This is a genomic window from Kitasatospora cystarginea (assembly GCF_039533515.1).
GTDB classification, from domain to species: Bacteria; Actinomycetota; Actinomycetes; order Streptomycetales; family Streptomycetaceae; genus Kitasatospora; species Kitasatospora cystarginea.
Genome location: NZ_BAAATR010000004.1, coordinates 241,218 through 258,758 on the forward strand (window position 1 = coordinate 241,218; position 17,541 = coordinate 258,758).

Annotated in this window: 16 protein-coding genes and 1 pseudogene; 11 read left to right on the plus strand and 6 right to left on the minus strand. The window is 70.4% G+C overall.

Going from position 1 to position 17,541, the window contains the following annotated elements; translation table 11 throughout:
• The first annotated feature begins 108 nt into the window (after positions 1-108).
• From ABD369_RS06800 to ABD369_RS06840, 9 genes and pseudogenes are all read left to right on the plus strand, one after another.
• Complete coding sequence (locus ABD369_RS06800) at positions 109-1,110, plus strand: helix-turn-helix transcriptional regulator (protein WP_344635307.1); 1,002 nt, start codon at positions 109-111, stop codon at positions 1,108-1,110.
• Between the two features lie 613 nt (positions 1,111-1,723).
• Positions 1,724-3,085, plus strand: coding sequence for a TldD/PmbA family protein (locus ABD369_RS06805; protein WP_344635308.1), 1,362 nt, complete (start codon positions 1,724-1,726; stop codon positions 3,083-3,085).
• On the plus strand, positions 3,082-4,386 hold the full coding sequence (locus ABD369_RS06810; RefSeq protein ID WP_344635309.1) for a metallopeptidase TldD-related protein: 1,305 nt from the start codon (positions 3,082-3,084) through the stop codon (positions 4,384-4,386). Before ABD369_RS06805 ends, ABD369_RS06810 begins: the two co-directional genes overlap by 4 nt.
• Positions 4,376-5,497, plus strand: coding sequence for a hypothetical protein (locus tag ABD369_RS06815; RefSeq protein WP_344635310.1), 1,122 nt, complete (start codon positions 4,376-4,378; stop codon positions 5,495-5,497). Before ABD369_RS06810 ends, ABD369_RS06815 begins: the two co-directional genes overlap by 11 nt.
• A 163-nt stretch (positions 5,498-5,660) precedes the next feature.
• Positions 5,661-6,611, plus strand: coding sequence for an ABC transporter ATP-binding protein (locus tag ABD369_RS06820; RefSeq protein WP_344635311.1), 951 nt, complete (start codon positions 5,661-5,663; stop codon positions 6,609-6,611).
• Positions 6,608-7,447, plus strand: coding sequence for an ABC transporter permease (locus tag ABD369_RS06825; protein WP_344635312.1), 840 nt, complete (start codon positions 6,608-6,610; stop codon positions 7,445-7,447). Before ABD369_RS06820 ends, ABD369_RS06825 begins: the two co-directional genes overlap by 4 nt.
• Positions 7,440-8,231: an ABC transporter permease gene (locus tag ABD369_RS06830; protein WP_344635313.1), complete on the plus strand. Its 792-nt coding sequence runs from the start codon at positions 7,440-7,442 to the stop codon at positions 8,229-8,231. The genes ABD369_RS06825 and ABD369_RS06830 overlap by 8 nt, the downstream gene beginning before the upstream one ends.
• Before the next feature lie 81 nt (positions 8,232-8,312).
• A pseudogene (locus tag ABD369_RS06835) lies at positions 8,313-8,768 on the plus strand (uracil-DNA glycosylase); the annotation flags it as partial.
• A 43-nt stretch (positions 8,769-8,811) separates the two neighbouring features.
• The gene (locus ABD369_RS06840; RefSeq protein WP_344635314.1) at positions 8,812-9,330 is read left to right on the plus strand and encodes a hypothetical protein; all 519 of its coding nucleotides are present in this window, start codon (positions 8,812-8,814) and stop codon (positions 9,328-9,330) included.
• A 45-nt stretch (positions 9,331-9,375) separates the two neighbouring features.
• On the opposite strand, the gene ABD369_RS06845 is transcribed toward ABD369_RS06840, so the two are convergent.
• The 3 genes from ABD369_RS06845 to ABD369_RS06855 form a co-directional block, all read right to left on the minus strand.
• On the minus strand, positions 9,376-10,203 hold the full coding sequence (locus ABD369_RS06845; RefSeq protein ID WP_344635315.1) for a CHAP domain-containing protein: 828 nt from the start codon (positions 10,201-10,203) through the stop codon (positions 9,376-9,378).
• 67 nt (positions 10,204-10,270) lie between these two features.
• A complete protein-coding gene (locus ABD369_RS06850) occupies positions 10,271-11,161 on the minus strand; it encodes a peptidoglycan-binding domain-containing protein (RefSeq protein ID WP_344635316.1) in 891 nt (296 codons plus the stop codon).
• 345 nt (positions 11,162-11,506) lie between these two features.
• Entirely contained in the window at positions 11,507-11,941 is a 435-nt protein-coding gene (locus ABD369_RS06855; RefSeq protein ID WP_344635317.1) for a hypothetical protein, read from the minus strand.
• A 293-nt stretch (positions 11,942-12,234) separates the two neighbouring features.
• Between ABD369_RS06855 and ABD369_RS06860 the strand changes: the two genes are divergently transcribed.
• Complete coding sequence (locus ABD369_RS06860; protein WP_344635318.1) at positions 12,235-12,384, plus strand: hypothetical protein; 150 nt, start codon at positions 12,235-12,237, stop codon at positions 12,382-12,384.
• A 37-nt stretch (positions 12,385-12,421) separates the two neighbouring features.
• Here ABD369_RS06860 and ABD369_RS06865 read toward each other — a convergent pair whose 3' ends face one another.
• The 3 genes from ABD369_RS06865 to ABD369_RS06875 form a co-directional block, all read right to left on the minus strand.
• Entirely contained in the window at positions 12,422-14,359 is a 1,938-nt protein-coding gene (locus ABD369_RS06865; protein ID WP_344635319.1) for an AfsR/SARP family transcriptional regulator, read from the minus strand.
• A 321-nt stretch (positions 14,360-14,680) separates the two neighbouring features.
• A complete protein-coding gene (locus ABD369_RS06870; RefSeq protein WP_344635320.1) occupies positions 14,681-15,127 on the minus strand; it encodes a hypothetical protein in 447 nt (148 codons plus the stop codon).
• 71 nt (positions 15,128-15,198) lie between these two features.
• Positions 15,199-16,497, minus strand: a complete 1,299-nt coding sequence (locus tag ABD369_RS06875) for a hypothetical protein (protein WP_344635321.1) — start codon at positions 16,495-16,497, stop codon at positions 15,199-15,201.
• 495 nt (positions 16,498-16,992) lie between these two features.
• On the opposite strand from ABD369_RS06875, the gene ABD369_RS06880 reads away from it, so the two are divergent.
• Complete coding sequence (locus tag ABD369_RS06880; protein WP_344635322.1) at positions 16,993-17,499, plus strand: hypothetical protein; 507 nt, start codon at positions 16,993-16,995, stop codon at positions 17,497-17,499.
• Positions 17,500-17,541 lie beyond the last annotated feature (42 nt).

Consider the following 17,541-nt stretch of genomic DNA (forward strand, 5'->3'; position numbering starts at 1 on the left):
TCTTTACTCGCGCAATCGACCTGATCTATAAGTTGAGGGGGGCAGGAAGCTGCATTGCAGCAACAGGAGGCCGCTTCACCATCGCGGCTTTGGGCTGGGGAGTCACTCATGACGGTTTCGGTCGATCACCAGGACGCGAGCGACCTTTATCGCTACGCACTGAACGGCCACCGCCTGGATCTGGATGAGGTTGTCGCCACGTTCGGCTGGTCCCGGGAGCGGGTGGAGGCGGTCGTCGAGCAGCTGCGGGGACTGGCCCTGCTGCAGTCCGCGCCGCAGTCGCCGGGCCGCTATGTGCCGACCTCGCCGGCGCAGGCCGAGAGTTACCTGGTGGATCCGCTGCTCGCCGAGATCGAGCGCTGTCAGCGGCAGAGCCAGCGCATCCGCAAGGGGCTGGCCGAGTTCGCCCCGATCTACTCGCAGTTGGAGGAGGGCTCCGGAGCCAGCGAAGTCATCGAGGGTCCGGATGCGATCAACCGGGAGATCGCCCGGGTCGCGGCGGCCTGCACCGAGGAGATCTGCACCGCGCAGCCTGGTGGCGGCCGCTCCCTCGCCTCCATGGAGGCCGCCTGGCGCGACACACGCGAGCTGCTCGAGCGGGGCGTCCGGATGCGGACCGTCTACCAGAGCTCGGCCGTCTTCTCCGGCCCGACCAGGGAGTACGTACTGCGGGTCGGCCACTACGGGTCGGAGGTGCGGACGATGGCCGAGTTCTCCGAGCGGCTGATGATCTTCGACCGCAAGGTCGCCTTCATCCCGGGGAACAGCCAGCGCAGCTCGGCCGTGGTGATCCGCCAGCCCGCGATCGTCCAGTTCCTCGCGGACGTGTTCGAGCGGACCTGGCTGGCCGCGATCCCCTTCGCGACGGAACTGCCCACCAGTACGGTCTCCGAGGCGGTCGACGGGGTGCGTCTGACGATCGCTCGGCTTCTCGCCGAGGGCGCGACGGATGAGGTCGTGGCCCGGCGGGTGGGGCTGAGCGTGCGTACCTGCCGAGCCCATGTCGCCAAGCTCTACGAGCAGTTCGGGGCACAGAGCCGTTGCCATCTGGGGGTGTTGCTGGCTCGGTCGGGCCTGCTCCACGCGCAGCCGGACTGCAGGCGCAGCTAGCCCGGTTGCCGGTCCGGAGCGCGGCCCGGCGCTTTGCACGCCCTGGACACGACGCCCGGTCTCCCGCATGATGATCGGGTTCCACCGATCCAGCACCCCGTCGGCCGCGCCGGCGGGGTTTCGCGGCGCAGTCGCATTCCTAGGCCTTGTCCGGCCGGTCTTCCTGGCCTGGACGAGTATGCGACCGGTCCGCTGTGGGCCCGCGCGTTTCTTCGGGCGCATGCGACCGTTCGCGTTGTGTTGCGGCGCGGCCCGTTCCCGGGCGCCCGAGTCGGCGCGTGCCGAAGATATTCGAACGACCGGCGAAAAGGGACTTGACGCCGCGGGATCCCAGTCTCTAACTTCGAATGCAGAGCGGCTGGCGGAAATGATCGCCGAAGCGGCTCGCTCAGGAATCGGTACAGTCTTTCTTCGAGTCCGGTCCTGATTCTCCGGAATACCCCTGCAATGGCAGGGACGGTATTTCTCCCCTGATGTGGATGGCCGATCCGGTCGGTTCTCCCGGCTGGGCCGAACGGCAGCGCCATCCCCCGGGTTTTTCTCCGCACAGCATTCCAGGTATGTCCGAAGTGGCGCCGATGCCGGTCGCCCGCGATGAAGGAGAGGGTAGGAAATGAATCGTCCGGAAGCTTCCTCCTCCGGGGCGCAGGTGACCGACGGTGCCGCCAACATCTACCTGGAGCGAGGGTTTGAGCAGGTCACAGCGGTGAACTCGGCCGGCGAGCGACTGTTCTCCGGACGCCGCCTCGACGGCATGGCGGTCCGATCGACGGGTGCCGGGGACAGCTTCTTCGTCCAGCGGTCCGGGGTCGGGGCCGGGCATGTCCGGGCATTGCTTTCAGATGTCGCAGAGGTGGCCGCCGGATTGCCGATCAATTACCTCGAGGCCGCGCTCGTATCCGCTTCCCAGCTGGTGGAGGGGCTCGCCCCGACCATTGCCACCAAACATGACGTAGTCGGTGAACTGCTGGCGGCGGCGAGGGAGGGGGCGCTTTCGTGCGGTGCCCGGAACGCGGAGGCCCGGCTATGGCACCAGGAACGCTGCTACGTATCCGGCCCGGACATATCCGGTGCGGCCGGTCCCGCGCTCCGGCAGAATGTCGGAATGCGCCGGCTCACCGTGAGTGCGGGAATCGGTGCACAGCGTGGGACGGTGACCATCGCCGAGCTGGCTCACCTGCCGCTGACCGTCGAACGGGCGGCCGAGGCCGGCCGACGGGCCGCGGAACGAGTTGCCAACCTCGCGGTGGCCACGGCGCCGAGCCGGGCACGGGCGGCAGTGGTCCTGGCCCCGGAGGCCGCAGGCGTCTTCGCGCACGAGGTGATCGGGCATGCCCTGGAAGCCGACACCGCCGTTTCCTCGAGTCTGTGGCGTCAGCGCGGACAGTCGGTCTCCCATCCCGATCTGACGGTTCGTGACGATGGCACCGACCCTTGGGCCTGGGAGCGGGTGGCGAGCGATGAGGAGGGCACGCCCTGCACGGTGGCGGCCGATCTCATCGTGGGCGGCGCTGTCGAAGGTGTCCTGACGGACCGTGCCAACGCGGCACGCCTGGGCGTTCGAGCCAGCGGTCATGCCCGTCGGGGTGCCTACACCAACCCGCCAGTACCGCGGATGCGGCATCTGACGGTGGAGCGCGGACCGGAATCGCCGCAGGAGATCATCCGCGACACGGCTGACGGGATCCTCGTCCTGGAGGTCGGTTCCTCGGACGCCGTTCCCGCCGAGGGGCGCTTCATGATCCGGGTGGTCGAGGCACGGGAGATCGTCAACGGCGAGATCGGCAGGCCGCTCACCGGATTCACCGTCCACGGCGGACTGGCGGAACTCGCGACCCTGGACGCGGTCGGCAACGACGCGGCCGGAAGCGTCTCGATGTGCGGCCGCCAGGGGCGCTGGCTGCCGGTCTCGCACCGGGCTCCCACCCTGAGGCTCGGTCACCTGGGCATCCGTGGCAAGGGGGTGCCCGCATGACCACCGCAGACACTGCCGCGCTGTGCGCTGCCCTTGTGGCCCAAGCGCGGGGCGACGAGCGGATCGAGGTCTTCGCCCGCCGCGTCCGCACCGTGATGACCCGGCTCGGCTCGTCGGGCCAGGCACACGACCAGATTTCCGACGGCTGGATGATCGGCGTCCGTTCATCGGTGGACGACCGGCTCGGCCTGGCCACCGGCAACGTACTCGACGAGCGAGGACTGGCCACGATCCTGGCCGACGCCCGGCGGGCCCGGGTCGAGGTGCCGCGCCCGGTCGCACGGGAGGACGGCCATGGGCAGGTGGCGGCGAGTCCGGCAGCGGAACCGGTCCACGGCTCCAGTACACCGGCGCAGTTGCGGGCCATCGCCGCGGCCGTCCACCGGGACGCCTCAGCCGGCGGTCCGGCGGTGGTCACGGTCGGCAGCACCCGGCGGGTCGTGGTGCTCCACGACTCCGCGGGCCGCAGCGAGACGCACCAGCAGACCGAGGCGCAACTTCACATCCGCTCGGCTACCCGCGGTCTCGACGCTGCTCAGGGAGCCCGGATCCGCAGGAACGTCACCGAGCTTCCGATCGACGGCGCGCTGGCGGAGTACACCCGCAGCTTCAGCGCCCTGACCGGATCACCGGCCCCGTCCGGCCGACCCCAGTGGATCCTGCTGTCACCGCTGCTCGTTGCCCGCATCGTCGGCCGGATCAGCCGCGCCTTCCTGCGCAACGCCAACCGGGCGCACAGCTGGAAGACGGGCGATGTCATCGGCACGGGTCGGCAGAAGCTGGTTCTGGTGGACGACGGCGCGGCCCAGCGTGGACCGGGAGCCATTCCGGTGGACGACGAGGGCGTGGCGCGACGCCGCACGGTCCTGCTGGACCGGGGCAGGGTCGCGGGACTGCTCGGCTGCACCAGCGCCGGACCTTCCACCGGAAGCGCCCAGTGGGGTGGGTGGGACAGCGAGATCCTGCCGGCCACCGCAGCCTGCTACGTCGAGCCGACCACGGAGCAGGTGGTCGCGGCACCGGAGAGCCTGCCGGGAGACGGGTTCGTCGCCGAGGACCTGCGTGGCTTCCGCGGCGGTCTGGACTTCACGACCGGCCGCATCGAATGCGAGTTGACCGGAGTGGTGATGCGCGACGGGAAGCCGGTCGGAACGGGGCGCATCGCGCTGTCGGCCGCCCCGGGCGAGTTCCTCGGTGCCTTCGACGAGGTGTACTCCGGTACCGAGTTCTATCGAATCCAAGGCCTGCATGGAGGTTCCTGGTGTCTACTCAACGGTTCGGTGGTGCACGGTGATTGCTGAACGCGAGGCATCGGTCTCGACGGTGGTGGCGGTAGCCGACAAGTTCGTCGACGAGACGCATCTGGCGGCAGCCCGGAGCGTCCTGGAGCGGGTCGTCGACACGGACAAGGTGCGGTTGGCCTTCGTCGGTGGCTCGTTGGCCGCGGGTCTGGGCCACGGGATGTCGGACGTCGATCTGTACGTCGCCGCCGAACCGGGCACGGACCTGCCGAAGCGCGGCTACCGTGAAGGCGGGTACGTCGTCCAGATCAACCCCCTGTCGACCGCGCAGCTGGAGCAGATCGCCGCGACCTGCACCGAGTTCACGGCCAGCCGCACGGACCGCTGGCAGGTCCTGGTGGGCGATGTGGAACTGCAGCCGTCGATCCGGTACGCGATCGGCTCGGTGCTGATCGACAAGGACAGCGGTCTGCCGTCCACCGACCAGGCCAAGCTGACGGTCCGTAAGATCCTTATGACTCGTTGGGCCTACGATGTGTCGGGCTTCGGCGAGGACGCGCTGGGGGCGCTGCAGGTCGGCGACGAACTCACCGCGCTGCAGTCCTCCTCGATCGCCGTCGAGTGCGCGGTGGAATGCGTGCTCGCCGCCGTCGGAGACGTCTACCTGGGCCGCAAGTTCCTCCTGCGGCGTACGGCCCGCAACGAGGCGCTGCGCGAGGTGCTCCCGCGGATCTGGGACGGGCTGCGGCTGCCGCAGGCCCCCGGCGGCATCGAGGAGACGACCCGCGTCGTCACCGAGAACATGCGGGTGGCCGGTCACCTGGTGGTGAACGCGCTGCTCGACGGCTGGGACGCGCCGGCGCCGCACATCGCCGCCTGCCCCGACCACTGGGAGGACGGCGGTCCGACCAGGAGCCCCTGGGTGGTGCCCGTCCGCCTCTCCGATTCCTGGGGCATGGCCGGACCGGACGCCGGATACCGGGTCAAGCAAGGCACGGTCCGCCTCTGGCGCGAGCTGGATGGCCGGTCCCTCGATGACGTGCACCGCAGCTTCGAGGCCGACCCCGACCTTGCCGGGACCCCCCGAGAACTTCTCGACACTGCCACCGCGCAGTTGATCGAGAGGAACGTCGTCGCAACGGGCGACGGCGTTGCAACAGCCGATAGTTGATGAGGAGTTGACCATGGAGAACAACGAGATGGACATCATCGAGGACAACGAGTACGCCGCCGAGGTGATCTAACTCGTGTGTCTGCGGGGGGCGGCTTTCGAGCCGCCCCCCGCTCATCCGTGTGCCGCGGCGCTCGCCGCGGATCGTGAGGAGGGTAGGGCCGTGGACCATCCGGCGATCGAGATCCTGGACGTGGGACGGGTGTTCACCGAGTCCGGGAAGAACCTGGTTGCCCTGGACGGGGTTTCCTTCACCGTCGGCCAAGGGGAGATCGTCGGCCTGCTCGGCGGGAACGGCGCCGGCAAGACCACGCTGACCAAGATCCTCTCGACCCTCCTGCTGCCCACCACGGGCACTGCCCGGGTGCTGGGGGCGGACGTGCTGCGAGACCCGACCGCGGTCCGCGCCCGCCAGTCGGTGGTCCTCGGCGGAGACCGCGGACTGTACGGGCAGTTGACGGCCCGGGAGAACCTGCGGTTCTTCGGCATGCTGGACGGCATCGCGCACCGCAGCCTGATGGCGCGGCTGGATTCGGCCCTGGAGGAGGTCGGGCTCGCCCAGGCCGCCGACCGCCGGGTCGAGTCGTTCTCCAAGGGAATGCGCCAGCGGCTGCACATCGCCATCGGCCTGATCTCGGACCCGCGGGTGCTGCTGCTCGACGAGCCCACGGTCGGTCTCGACCCGGTCGAGGCGGCTCGGCTGCGGGCCTCGGTCGCCTCGCTGCGCCGCAGCGGCGTGGCGGTCCTGTTGACCAGTCACTACCTGCTCGACGTCGAAGAACTCGCGGACCGTGTGGTGATGTTGGACAAGGGCCGGGTCACCCACGAGATGTCGGTGGCCGACTTCTCAGCCAGCCTGGGATACACCGCCACCGTCGTGGTGCGGGGCTCCGGTGCCGCGCCGGCCCAGGAGCGGTTCCGCCCGACGGGCGCGGTCGGCGTCCGGATCGAAGCCGATGCCGGGGGCTGGCAGCTGACCCTGCAGCTCCCGCAGTGGAGTCCCGCGGTGCTCGTCGGCCTCGGCGAGGCGCTGGGGCAGGCGCGGATCGAGGGCATGGAGGTACTGCCTGCGCGTCTGGAGGACGCCTTCATCCAGCTCCAGGCCCAGACATGAGCAGCGGTGCGCCGAACGGCGCTGCGCGGACCGGCTTCGCCACGGCCGTGGCGCGGGTGGGGGCCCGTTGGGTGCGGATCCTGGCCGCCTCCGCGCGGATGCAGATCCTGGTCATCCGCAGCCATCCGGCCGTGCCGATCACGGCGGTGGTCCAGCCCGTGGTCTTCTACGTGGTGATGGCCGGCCAGCACGGCGGCGCCGACTCCCCGGCGCAACGGGCATCGCGGCTGATCGCGATCCTGCTCACCTCGCTGTGGGGCGCGACCCTGTGGGCCGTCGGCGGCATTCTGCGCCGCGAGATCGCCGAGGGCACTCTGGCCAGGAACCTCACCAGCCTGACCGATCCGCGCCTGGTCGTCATCGGCAAGTGTCTTGGCAGCTCACTGCTGGTGTTGACCACGCTGGTCGGCACCAGCCTGGTGCTGGCGCTGGTCACCGGAGCCCGGGTGCCGCTCGACGCCGTGCCCTGGATGCTGCTGGGAGCGGTGCTGGTCGCCCTCTCGGGAACGGCCCTGGGGTTCGCGCTCTGCAGCCTCTTCGTGCTCACCCGGCATGCCGTGCACGTGACCGCCGCGCTGACCTACCCGGTGTTCATCCTTGGGGGACTGCTGATCCCGACCTCGCTCATCCCCGGACAGCTCTCCTGGCTGTCCCGGCTGATCAGCCTCTACTGGGCCGATCAGTTCCTTGGCAGGGTCGCCGGCGGCGGCGCCGTCCCGCTCACGGCCCTGTCGATGCTCGTCCTGCTCATCACGCTGTACTACGTGACCGGCCACGTCCTCTTCCGCCGCGTCGTGGACCGGGCGCGCCGAAAGGGGACAATCGACCTTGGGTGAGCACGCCCGGCGCCATCTCGAGGCGATCAGGACCGGCTACCTGATCTATCTCGCCGACAATCCGCTTAAGGTCCAGCTGACCACCACGCTGCCGCGGCTGCTGCTGCAGGGGATCTTCTACACCATGCTCGGGCGCCTGGTCGGTGGCCAGAGCGGCGCGCACTTCGCCTTCATCGGCGCGATCGCCTTCGCCGCCTGCACGGACACGGTGATCGGCGTCTGCGACGTGCCGATGACCGATCAGTGGTCCGGTACCTACTACCGGCTGCAGACCGGTGCGCTGCCGCCCGGTGCCGTCTACCTCTGCCGGTCGCTGCCGTACCTGACGTCCGGATTCCTCTACTCGCTGCTGGTGCTGCTGGTGGACGGTCCGGTGCTCGGATTCGCCGGCAGCCTCGGCTCCCTGACCGCAGTGCTTCCGCTCTACCTGCTCACCGCGACGACCTCCACCATGTTCGGCCTGGCGCTGGCCGCCCTCGCGGTCGGCGGCAGCCGGGACGTCCTCTACGGCAACCTCGGCTCCTACTTCGTGCTGGCCGCCTCGGCGATCGTTTCCCCACTCGCCTCGAAGCTGCGCTGGCTGGCCGTGCTCGGTGAGGTCCTGCCGCTCGGCCACGGCCTCAAGGCGATCCGTGCCGCCACCGCCGGCTCGCCGTGGCTGGTGCAGCTGGCGCTCGAGGTCCTCGTCGGCCTCGGTTGGCTGGCGGTCGCCCTGCTGGTGGTGCAGGCCAGGGACCGTGCGGCCCGCGGACGGCGCGTCAGCGTCGGCCGCCTGCACAGCTAGTGCTCGGCCCGCCCGGCCCGGGCGCGACGGAAGGCATGGTGCCGACCCGGTCAGGCGCTGTTATCGGATCTGTCATCTGCTCACGCTGTCGGGTTGATCTTCTCGGTCGCGCCGCAGGTCCGCCCGATCCCGGGCAGCCTGATCAACATCTTCCAGGAGTACGGCCGCGACCTGGGCTTCCCGCCGCCCTCCAACGGCGACCTCACCCCGTGGACGCAGCAGGGCGTCCTGCTGCTCAACCGCGCCCTGACCACCGCGCCGGGCAAGCCGGCCGCACACCGGGGCAAGGGCTGGGAGGAGGTCACCGAGCAGGCGATCCGGGCGCTGGTGGCGCGCGGCGGTCCGCTGGTGGCGATCCTGTGGGGGCGCGACGCCCGTAACCTGCGCCCGCTGCTGGGGCCGGTGCCCGCGGTGGAGTCGGCGCACCCGAGCCCGATGTCGGCGGACCGGGGCTTCTTCGGCTCCCGTCCGTTCAGCCGGGCGAACGAGATGCTGGTCGGTCAGGGCGCGCAGCCGGTGGACTGGCGACTGCCCTAACCGTCCTCGACTCGCCGCCGGGGAGAAGCACGGCCGCAAGCGCATGGCCACCCTGGTAGCGGTCCACGACGCCGAGCCCACCAAACGCGGCGTCGACGACATCATTACCGACCCCGCCCCCCACGGCGGCGACGGCCAGGACGAGGCGCGCGAACGCCGTCCCGGGCCCAAGGCCAGGGCCAAGTGGCTGACCGGCTCGGTCGACGACACCGCCGCCCAGGTCGTGACCGCCGCGTTTGACGAGGCCGAGCACCGCGACCCCACCCACCGCCGGCCCTGGGTCGTGCTCGTGGACGGCGCGCGCCACCAACTCGACCTCATCACCACGGAGGCCGAGCGCCGGGGCGTGACGGTGCACATCGTCAAAGCCTGGCGCGCGACACGCCACCGTCGCCGCCCGGTGCGTGTGGCGCGGAACCCAGGCGGCACGTCGAAGCCCCGTCGGACGAAGGCGACTTGGAGAGATCGCCTGTCCGACGGGGCTTCGATGCGTACCGCTGCGTTCGGCGCACATCGTCACACCGCCGTGACCTGCACACCCACAAGATCATCCCGGCTGTGAAGCTGACCTTGGCTCAGGTGTGCCGGGTGTCCTGCTGGTGGTTGGTCAGAAGTGGAGCATGTACTGGAATTCGAGATCTTCGCTGCTGACGTGGAGGTGGCTGCGGGTGCCGTAGGCGAGGTCGTGGTTCCAGTTGTATTCCTCGACGTCGAAGGAGCCGTCGGAGTAGACGGCGTTGACGTAGGCGACGTGGCCCTTCTTGTGGACGGTGTTGACGGCGATGGCACCGACGGTGGGGGTGGTGTTGACGGTGACGCCGGCACTGCGGGCGGCGCTGGCCCAGCTGTGGGCGTCGCCCCAGGTGACGCCGCCCCAGAAGTTGTTGAAGTCCGGGACACCGAGACGGCTGGCGATGCGGTACGCCGCGAAGGCGGTGCAGTTGTCGTCGGCGAAGCCGCGGCTGCGGTGGTCGAAGTCGTCGGTGGCGCTCTGGGAGCCAGTGCTGCTGCCGCCGCCGCCGAGGAACTGGTGAGAGGCGTTGTTGTTCTTCAGCGTGGAGTTGAGGTTGCCCTTTTCGCCGGGGGCGAAGTCCTGGCTGGCGCCGCCGAAGCCGCTGTTGAAGTAGACGCGGACGGTCTTGTCGGTGCGGTTCCACACCGACGCGGCGTTGTTCTTGACGCAGACACCCTGGCCGTTGCCGGCACCCTTGAATTCGTAGCAGCTCGGCTGGGTGGCTCCGAGGTCGCTCATGGAGCCGGTGAAGTCGGAGACCGAGCCGGCCTCGTTGCTGTTGTAGTAGTAGCAGAACTCTCCGTCGTCGCAGGATCCGTCGCGGGACGCGGCGAAGGCGGGGGCGGAGGTGGCGCCGATGAGGGGGACGGCCATGGCCAGTGCGGTGCCGGCGACGGCGAGCGTGGTGCGTATCTTCTTCAAGGCCTACTCTTTTCGTGACGTGTCATCAACGGGTTCTCTGGTCGTGCTCGGGTGGTACCGTGCGCGGTCAGTGGCTGCGCTGGTACTGCTCCCAGGTCTGGATGGGGATGCGGGGGCCGTCGTCGGCGCCGTGGTTGGCCAGGCCGTTGAGGCCGAGGTAGTAGTCACCGGTCTGGTTCTGGGCCTGGGTGGACAGATCGGTGTCGTTGATCGCCGCGGCGTGGATGTGCCACGGCCAGTCGCCCTGGGTGGGGTTGCGGACCCAGGCGGCGAATCCGACCTGGCGCAGTGCCTTGGCGACGGCGGTGCGGGTGGTGCTGGACATGCCGTCGACGTTGATGTCCACGACACCACCGCCGTCGTGGGTGCCCGCGGAGGTGGGATCGCCGCCGGGGTTGTAGGAGCCCTGGGACAGGGTGAGGCTGAAGCCCAGGAGGCGTTCGGCTTCGGTGAGCATGTTCTGGGTGCGGGTGTCGACGGTGTATCCGTCGCGCTGCAGGCGCGCGCCGGCCCTGATCTGGTGGGTGACGGTGTACCGGCCCTGCCCGAGCGCGGTGAGGGAGGTGACGCCGGGCAGTCCGTTGGCGTCCAGACCGGTGTAGCCGAGGGAGCGCTGGAAGGCGGCGTAGGCGGCGGTGGTGCTGGTGCCGAAGTAGCCGTCCACCCAGCGGGCGTCGAGGAAGCCACGGGCCTGCAGAGCCTGCTCGACGGCCAGGACCGAGTCATGGGCCCCCGGGGTCTGCGTGCTGTCGGGGCGTCGGGGATCGATCTGGGCAGCCAGGACGGTGGCTTCCATGTCCACCTCGGGCAGCGCGGTGGTGGTGGCCGCCGATACCTCGGCAGAGGACGGCGGGGTCGCCGCGTGGGCCTGTGCGGTGCTCAGCACCAGGCCGCTGAGGACGGCGACGGCCGCGAGCAGTCGGGTTGCGGCGTTGCGGGTCTTGATGGCGGATGCCATGTGGTGGTTCCTTCTGGTTCGGTGGAGGGATCGGCCCCGACCTCGTCCCGGTGTCGGGCAGCAGGCGGGTGAGGGCTCCGATGGAGGGCTCCCGACCGGGGCAGCGCTCAGCCGCACCGCCGGTCGGTGCGGCCGTCGCTGACGTGGTTGCTGCGCAGAAGGGCGGCGCCGGGGCAGGTGCACTTGCCGCTGCCCCGGCGCCGCCGGGCGACCGGTACAACTTCTGGTGACGGTTCGGGGGTCAGTACTGCTCGATGGACGTGACCGGCTTCGGGGAATCCGTCGGACAGTCAGCAGCAGCCGTTCGGGGACCCGGCGCCCCAGTGGTCGCCGTGGGCCGGACGGTCAGCAGCGTTCGTCGGTCTTGACGGCGATGTCGCCGGGGTAGGGCATGCCGTCGTTCCCGTTCCAGCCCAGGGCCTGGGTGCACTGCGACAGGGTGTCGGCGCCCAAGGACCACAGCTCCACCTCGTTGTGGCCGCACTGGGGGTCCTGGACGGAGTGTCCGCCGTTGGTGACGATGGCCGCGCACGCATCCCAGTCGCTGTGGGCGGAGCGGTAGCTCTGCCACACGTACAGGTAGGAGTAGTTCTTCCCGCAGCCCTTGTACTGCTTCACCGACGCCATCGTCTCCCCGCCGACGTTGAGGTAGGCGGTGCTGCCGATCTGCGTGACGCTGGAACAACCAGACGGAGTGGAGGCCTGAGCGGTCGCGGGAATCGCGACGAGCATCGGCACAGCAAGGGCCGTGACGGCAGCGATCTTCTTCAGGATGGACATGGCGAAACAACCTTCTTTCAGGAAACGGAAAGGGTGCAGATCCTTTGAGGGGCCGCCCCACGTCGCTGGCCTGCTGCGCTGAAGAAGCAGCCTGGTCGTGGACTCCCGGGACCCTGATTGGATGTGGTGCGGGATTCGACCGAACGCCATGGCGGGCATGTGCCGTGCTGGTCGTGCGGTCAGCGGTGCCAGCCTCTCGGGATCGGCTAACAGGCGCCTAACAGGCGCGTAACACGGGATTTGTGGCTGTGTCCGGCTGACGGCGCGACTCGGGTTGGACGAGGTGCCGGCCGATGGCCGGAGCGGATGCGGGGGGTGACCCGGCACTCCGCGCGCTACGAGCCGACGCCGACTTCGACACCTACTGGACCTGGCACGAGAAGCAGGAGTTCGCCCGCAACCACCAGGCCCGTTACCGCGACCACCTCACACTCGCGGCCTGATCAACAGCACCCTCATCAGATCTGCACCCATACTCGATCACAACCAAATACGCGCCCTAGCTGCGGGCACCGGCAGTACCCGGACCCGAGGATGGCCCTGCGGGTGGCTCAACTCGCGGGCGAAGGCGCGCAGTAGGGCGGGGCAGGAGTAGCTGCCGGGGGTGTCGGTGACCAGGAGATGGGCGTCCACGAGCCGTTCGAGCACCTCCTCCGCGACCAGCAGCGGCAGGTTCATGGCCCGGGCTGCCTGCGCGCTCGAGAACCGGCCGTCCGCGGCCGTGGCCAGCACCCGGAAGGCCCACGCGGCGCTCGGATCGAGTGCCCGGTAGCTGGCCGCCACCCGGGCCCTGAGGTCCAGGCTCCCCACCCGCAGTTCGTCGAGCAGCAGTTCGTCGGTCAGGCGGTCGGCGAGGTACCCGATGCTCCACGCGGGCCGCGCGCCGAGCCGGGCGGCGCAGATCCGCAGTGCCAGCGGGAGTCGACCGCAGGCGTCGACGATCCGGGCCACCGCCTGCGGTTCGGCCGCCACCCGGGGCGACCCGACCAGCCGGTGCATGAGCCGCTCGGCCTCCGGTACGGTCAGCACGTCCAGTCCGAGCGGCAGCGCCTCGAGCAGGTCGGGCAGCCGGTGGCGACTGGTGACCAGCGCCGCGCAGCCGGGGTCGCTCGGCAGCAGCGGGCGCAGCTGCGCAATGTCGCGGGCGTCGTCCAGCACCACCAGCACGCGGCGGCCGGTCAGCAGCGAGCGGTAGAGCGAGACGCGCTCGTCCAGGCCGACCGGTAGCCGCTCGGCGGGAACTCCCAGGGCGAGCAGGAAGGCGCCGAGCACGGCGGCGGGGGCGGCGGGCTGCTCGGCCGTGGCGTGGAGGTCGGCGCGGAGTGTGCCATCCGGGAACTCAGTCCGGACGGCGTGTGCGACCTGATCGGCGAGCGCGCTCTTGCCGACCCCGGGCTGGCCCGAGATCACCGCGACGAACGGTGCCAGGCGGTTCGCGGCGGTCAGCCGGTCGACGAGCAGGGACACCTGCTCCTCGCGGCCGGTGAATTCCGGCAGGGGCGACGGAAGCTGGCAGGGCGTCACGGCTACCGTCCCCGGGCCGGCGTTCACCCGCGCGGTCGCCGGCTCCGCGGCTGTCGGTTGCCCGGTCGCGGCCACGGACCCTCTGGCCGGCCTGGTCGCCGGCACGGAGACCGCGCTGATCGGCTCGGAGCGTGCCCTGGTCGGCCCGTACGGATCGGGCTCCCCGCGCAGGACTCGTCGGTGGATCTCGCGCAGTTCGCGGCCGGGCTCGACACCGATCTCCTCGACCAGCGTCTGCCGCATCCGCTGGTAGACGGTCAACGCCTCGCACTGCCGCCCGCCCCGGTACAGCGCCGTCATGAGCAGGCCCCAGAGCCGCTCTCGTTCCGGGTGCTCGGCCGTGCGCGCGCGCAGCTCGGCGATGAGAGCATCGGCGTCGCCGTTCAGGCACAGCCGCGCCTCGGTCCGCGCCTCCAAGGCGTCCAGGCGGGCCTCGGCCAGCCAGCGGGCCTCCTCGCGGTGCAGGACGTCCGAGGGGATGTCCTCCAACGCCGACCCCCGCCACAGCCCCAGGGCCTCGTCCAGCAGGGTGGCCGCACGCTCGAAGTCCTGATGCCGCAGTGCCGAGACGCCCTGCTTCCGGAGCAGGGTGAACCGCTGGACGTCGAGCTCCTGGTCGTCGACGTCGATCAGGTAGCCGCCGGCGGTGGTCCGGATCCGCTTGCCCGACTCGCCCAGGGCGTTGCGCAGTCGCATCACGTAGTTGCGCAGGGCGGCGGACGCGCTCCGGGGCGGCTGTCCGTCCCAGACCGCCTCCGCCAGGAAATCCGCCGATGTCGGCTGCCCGTGCCGGATCAGGAGCGCCGCGAGAAGCGCACGTTGCCTGCGGCCGGGGACAGCGCGGGTCTGCCCGCCGTCGCGGACCAGCAGGGGCCCGAGAATCCCGAACTCCACTCGCCTGTTCTCCTCTGCCGTGGGTGGTGGAAGGCGACGGGCGCGCTTGGCGGCGCGCCCGTGACGATCAGTCACTCCTTACTAATGCGCCGACACGGTGTTAGGGCTGCGGAGATTGGTGATGGGTGATCAACTCCGGACAGCGCGTTCATCCTGAACAAGCCGTCAGTAGGAGGCGTCGACTTTCCCGGACGGTGTCCGGACATCCGGACATCCGGACATCCGGACAGCCGGACAACGGACGGGCGGCCCGATGGGGCGGCCTGAGGAGACGGAAAGTGCCGGCCCCCGGCGGAGCCGGCACCGTGGGCACAGCAGCCGTCAGTCGTAGTGGCTCCAGTCGCTGGTCCACGAGGCACCCGCGTAGGAGCCGCCCCACCGCACGCAGACCTTCGGCGCGGCGAGCGTGACCGGGCCCGCGTAGTACGTGAAGCTGCCGGGGTTGCTCGCCGGGGTGCCGCCCTGCGCGGCCGGTGTCGCGTCCATCGCCACCTGGCCGGCGGGGTGGGTGGCCATGGTGGTGACGCAGTTCTGACCGGTGGCGCCGTTGAACAGCAGGTAGACCACCGCGCCGGGCAGGGCGTGCGAGTCGACCACGCCGAGGCCGCTGCCGCAGACCCCCGCCGGCGTGTACGGGTTGCCGCTGCCGGTGGCTACCGGCGTGGTGTAGCCGAGGCGGGGGACAGGGCACGGCGCGGCCGAGGGTGCCGTCGCTCGGCCACGCCGCGCGGCCCACTCTTCGCGTAGCCCGTAACGTTCCTGTGCCATCCGGCGGGCCAGACCCGGTTCCCGAACGGTGAACCCCCGCCCTGCCGGGCGATGCTGTTACCTGGACGGTGCTACTTGGTGGGGTAGCGACAGGCGGTTTGCGCGGCCGCGCTCCGCTCGCCCTCGCCCAGTGGCACCGGCCGCGCTTGCGTGGGAACGGCGGCAGGCGGCAGGGCCAGGGCGTCCACCACGTCGGTGGGACCGTCACCACCCAGGCAGGCGACCGCGGCCAGCCGGATCGGGCCCTGATCGGCCGTCCGCTTGGCGAGGTGCCAGGGCACGGTGAACCCTTCGGGGCCGACGTCGGTCAGGCCGAGCTGGTGCCAGCGCGGCGCCGGTACCGCCTGACCGCTGTCGGAGAAGTACGCGGCGAACCCCACGATGCCGAGGTAGGAGCCGGTGGCGTGCAGGTCCAGGCCATCGGGATCGGTCGGATGTTGAGAGACCGTCAGAGAGATCGACGCGGGAGCCGGGAGCCCACCGGGGCAGACGTCCGGCTTCGAGCCTGCGGGCGGATTGCCGTGCACCGTGGCCGACGAGACCATCCCGCCGCCGCTCAGTTCGAACCACCGCGCGTCGGGTGTCCCGCCCGTGTAGTCCATCACGACGTCACCGATGCAGAAGCCGACGAAGTGGACCTTGCATCCGGGCGGGATATCGCCGATCACTGACGCGCCGCGGGTGGCGCCGCTGCGGACCCGCGTGTCCCCGGCGTAGGTCGTGCCGTGGAAGGTCGTCCCGCCGGCCGGGCTGGCCGGACAGCCTGACACGGCGTCCGTGTCCGTGCCGCCCGCCGCGCGCTGCCAGACCACGAGCAGGCCGGTCAGCCCCAGCACCAAGGCGAAGCCCAGGGCAGGCAGCCACGCCCGTGGCCACCACCAGCGCGGGCGCGGTGCGCTCGACTCCTCGCCGTCGACCGGCTCGGGTCCGAAGCCGTGCTCCGGCAGCGCGTCCACCACCGGGCCGCGCTCCTCGGCGCTCGCCTCGGTCGGCCCGATCACCGCCGAGACGATCCGGGGGCCTTGGACCCGCGACGGCTGAACCCGCGCATCGGGCTGATCCCGCGCACTGGGCCGGACCTGCGCATCGGCTCCAGCCGTGCCGGCGAGTCGGCGGTCGAGCGCGTACCAGCGCTTCTCCCAGAGCTTGACGTCGCCACGGCAAGCGCCGACGTACGCCAGCGTCACCTCGAGCGTGGGTTTGCGCATGCCACCGGCGGCATCGCTCAGCGTCGTGGCACTGAAACCCGCCGTCGCCGCGAGTGCCCGGTACGTCGGGTTGCCGGCCTCCTGCCGCAGACACCTCAGCTCGTACGCGAACGCCTGCAGCGGGCCGTCGTTGGGATCAAGAGGTCGTGGCCTACGGGACAAGGGCCACCTCGCCGCGGCCGACCGTGTGCGATTCGAACATTCCGGCATCCCCCCTGTGCTCTGCTGGTGCTCCGGTCGTGCCGAGCGCCGCAGCCGCCGCAACCCCCTGGCTCGGCGACGACGTGTCCCCTGTGATGATGGGCAGGCAGATTGTTACACGAGTTATCTACGACTGCGTCATGATTCGTTCGCGTCCGATCAGAACGCGACAGCACGACTGCCCGCCCTCCGAGTGGAGGCGGGCCTGCTGGGGTCGTATCAGCGCTGTATCCCGCGTGCGACGCGCGACCGGTGTGCGCGAGGGGCGCAGCAAGGGGCGATCCCCGGTATCGCGCCGGTCCGCTTCGTTCTGGCGGATCCAGTTCCAGCTCGCCTCCGTCGTGTGTGATCAACACATGAGTCAACTATGAGTGGCTGACGACACGATCAGTGCACTGCCCGGTTCGAGGCGCCATGCTCGGCCGAATCCCGCACCACATCCATTGAGGAGATCGCATGACGGCACGTCAGTTCCCGGGTTCACGTCTGAGGAAGGCCGGGCTGCGGGCCGCTGTGGTGGGCGCGGCGGCTCTCGTCGCAGTCGGTGTGTCCGGCACGGCGGCGATGGCGCAGGACGCCACGGCCGCCACCTTCACCCTCGCTCAGCCGGACTGGTACGCCAATACCAGCGTGTCCTCCTCCAGCGTCACGCTGGAGCTGTACAACGACGGCAACCTGGTGCTGCACACCATCAGCGACACCGACGGGGGGACCCGGCTGTGGGCCAGTGGCACCAGCGGCCGGGGCGTGACCCACGTGGACTGGTCGCGGTCCGGCTACGCCAAACTGCTGGACGCCTCCAACCACGTCGTGTGCACCCTCGGCAAGCTCAACCCCGCCCCGGGGGGAACGGTCCGGATCCAGGACGACGGCAACATGGTCTTCTACGACGGCAACGGCAACGCCACCTGGTCCACCAACACCTCCAACGGGCCGGGCAACCTCAACTACTGCTACACCTGAGCACCCGGTCCAGCCGCAGACCCGCGCGGCTGGGCCCTGCCC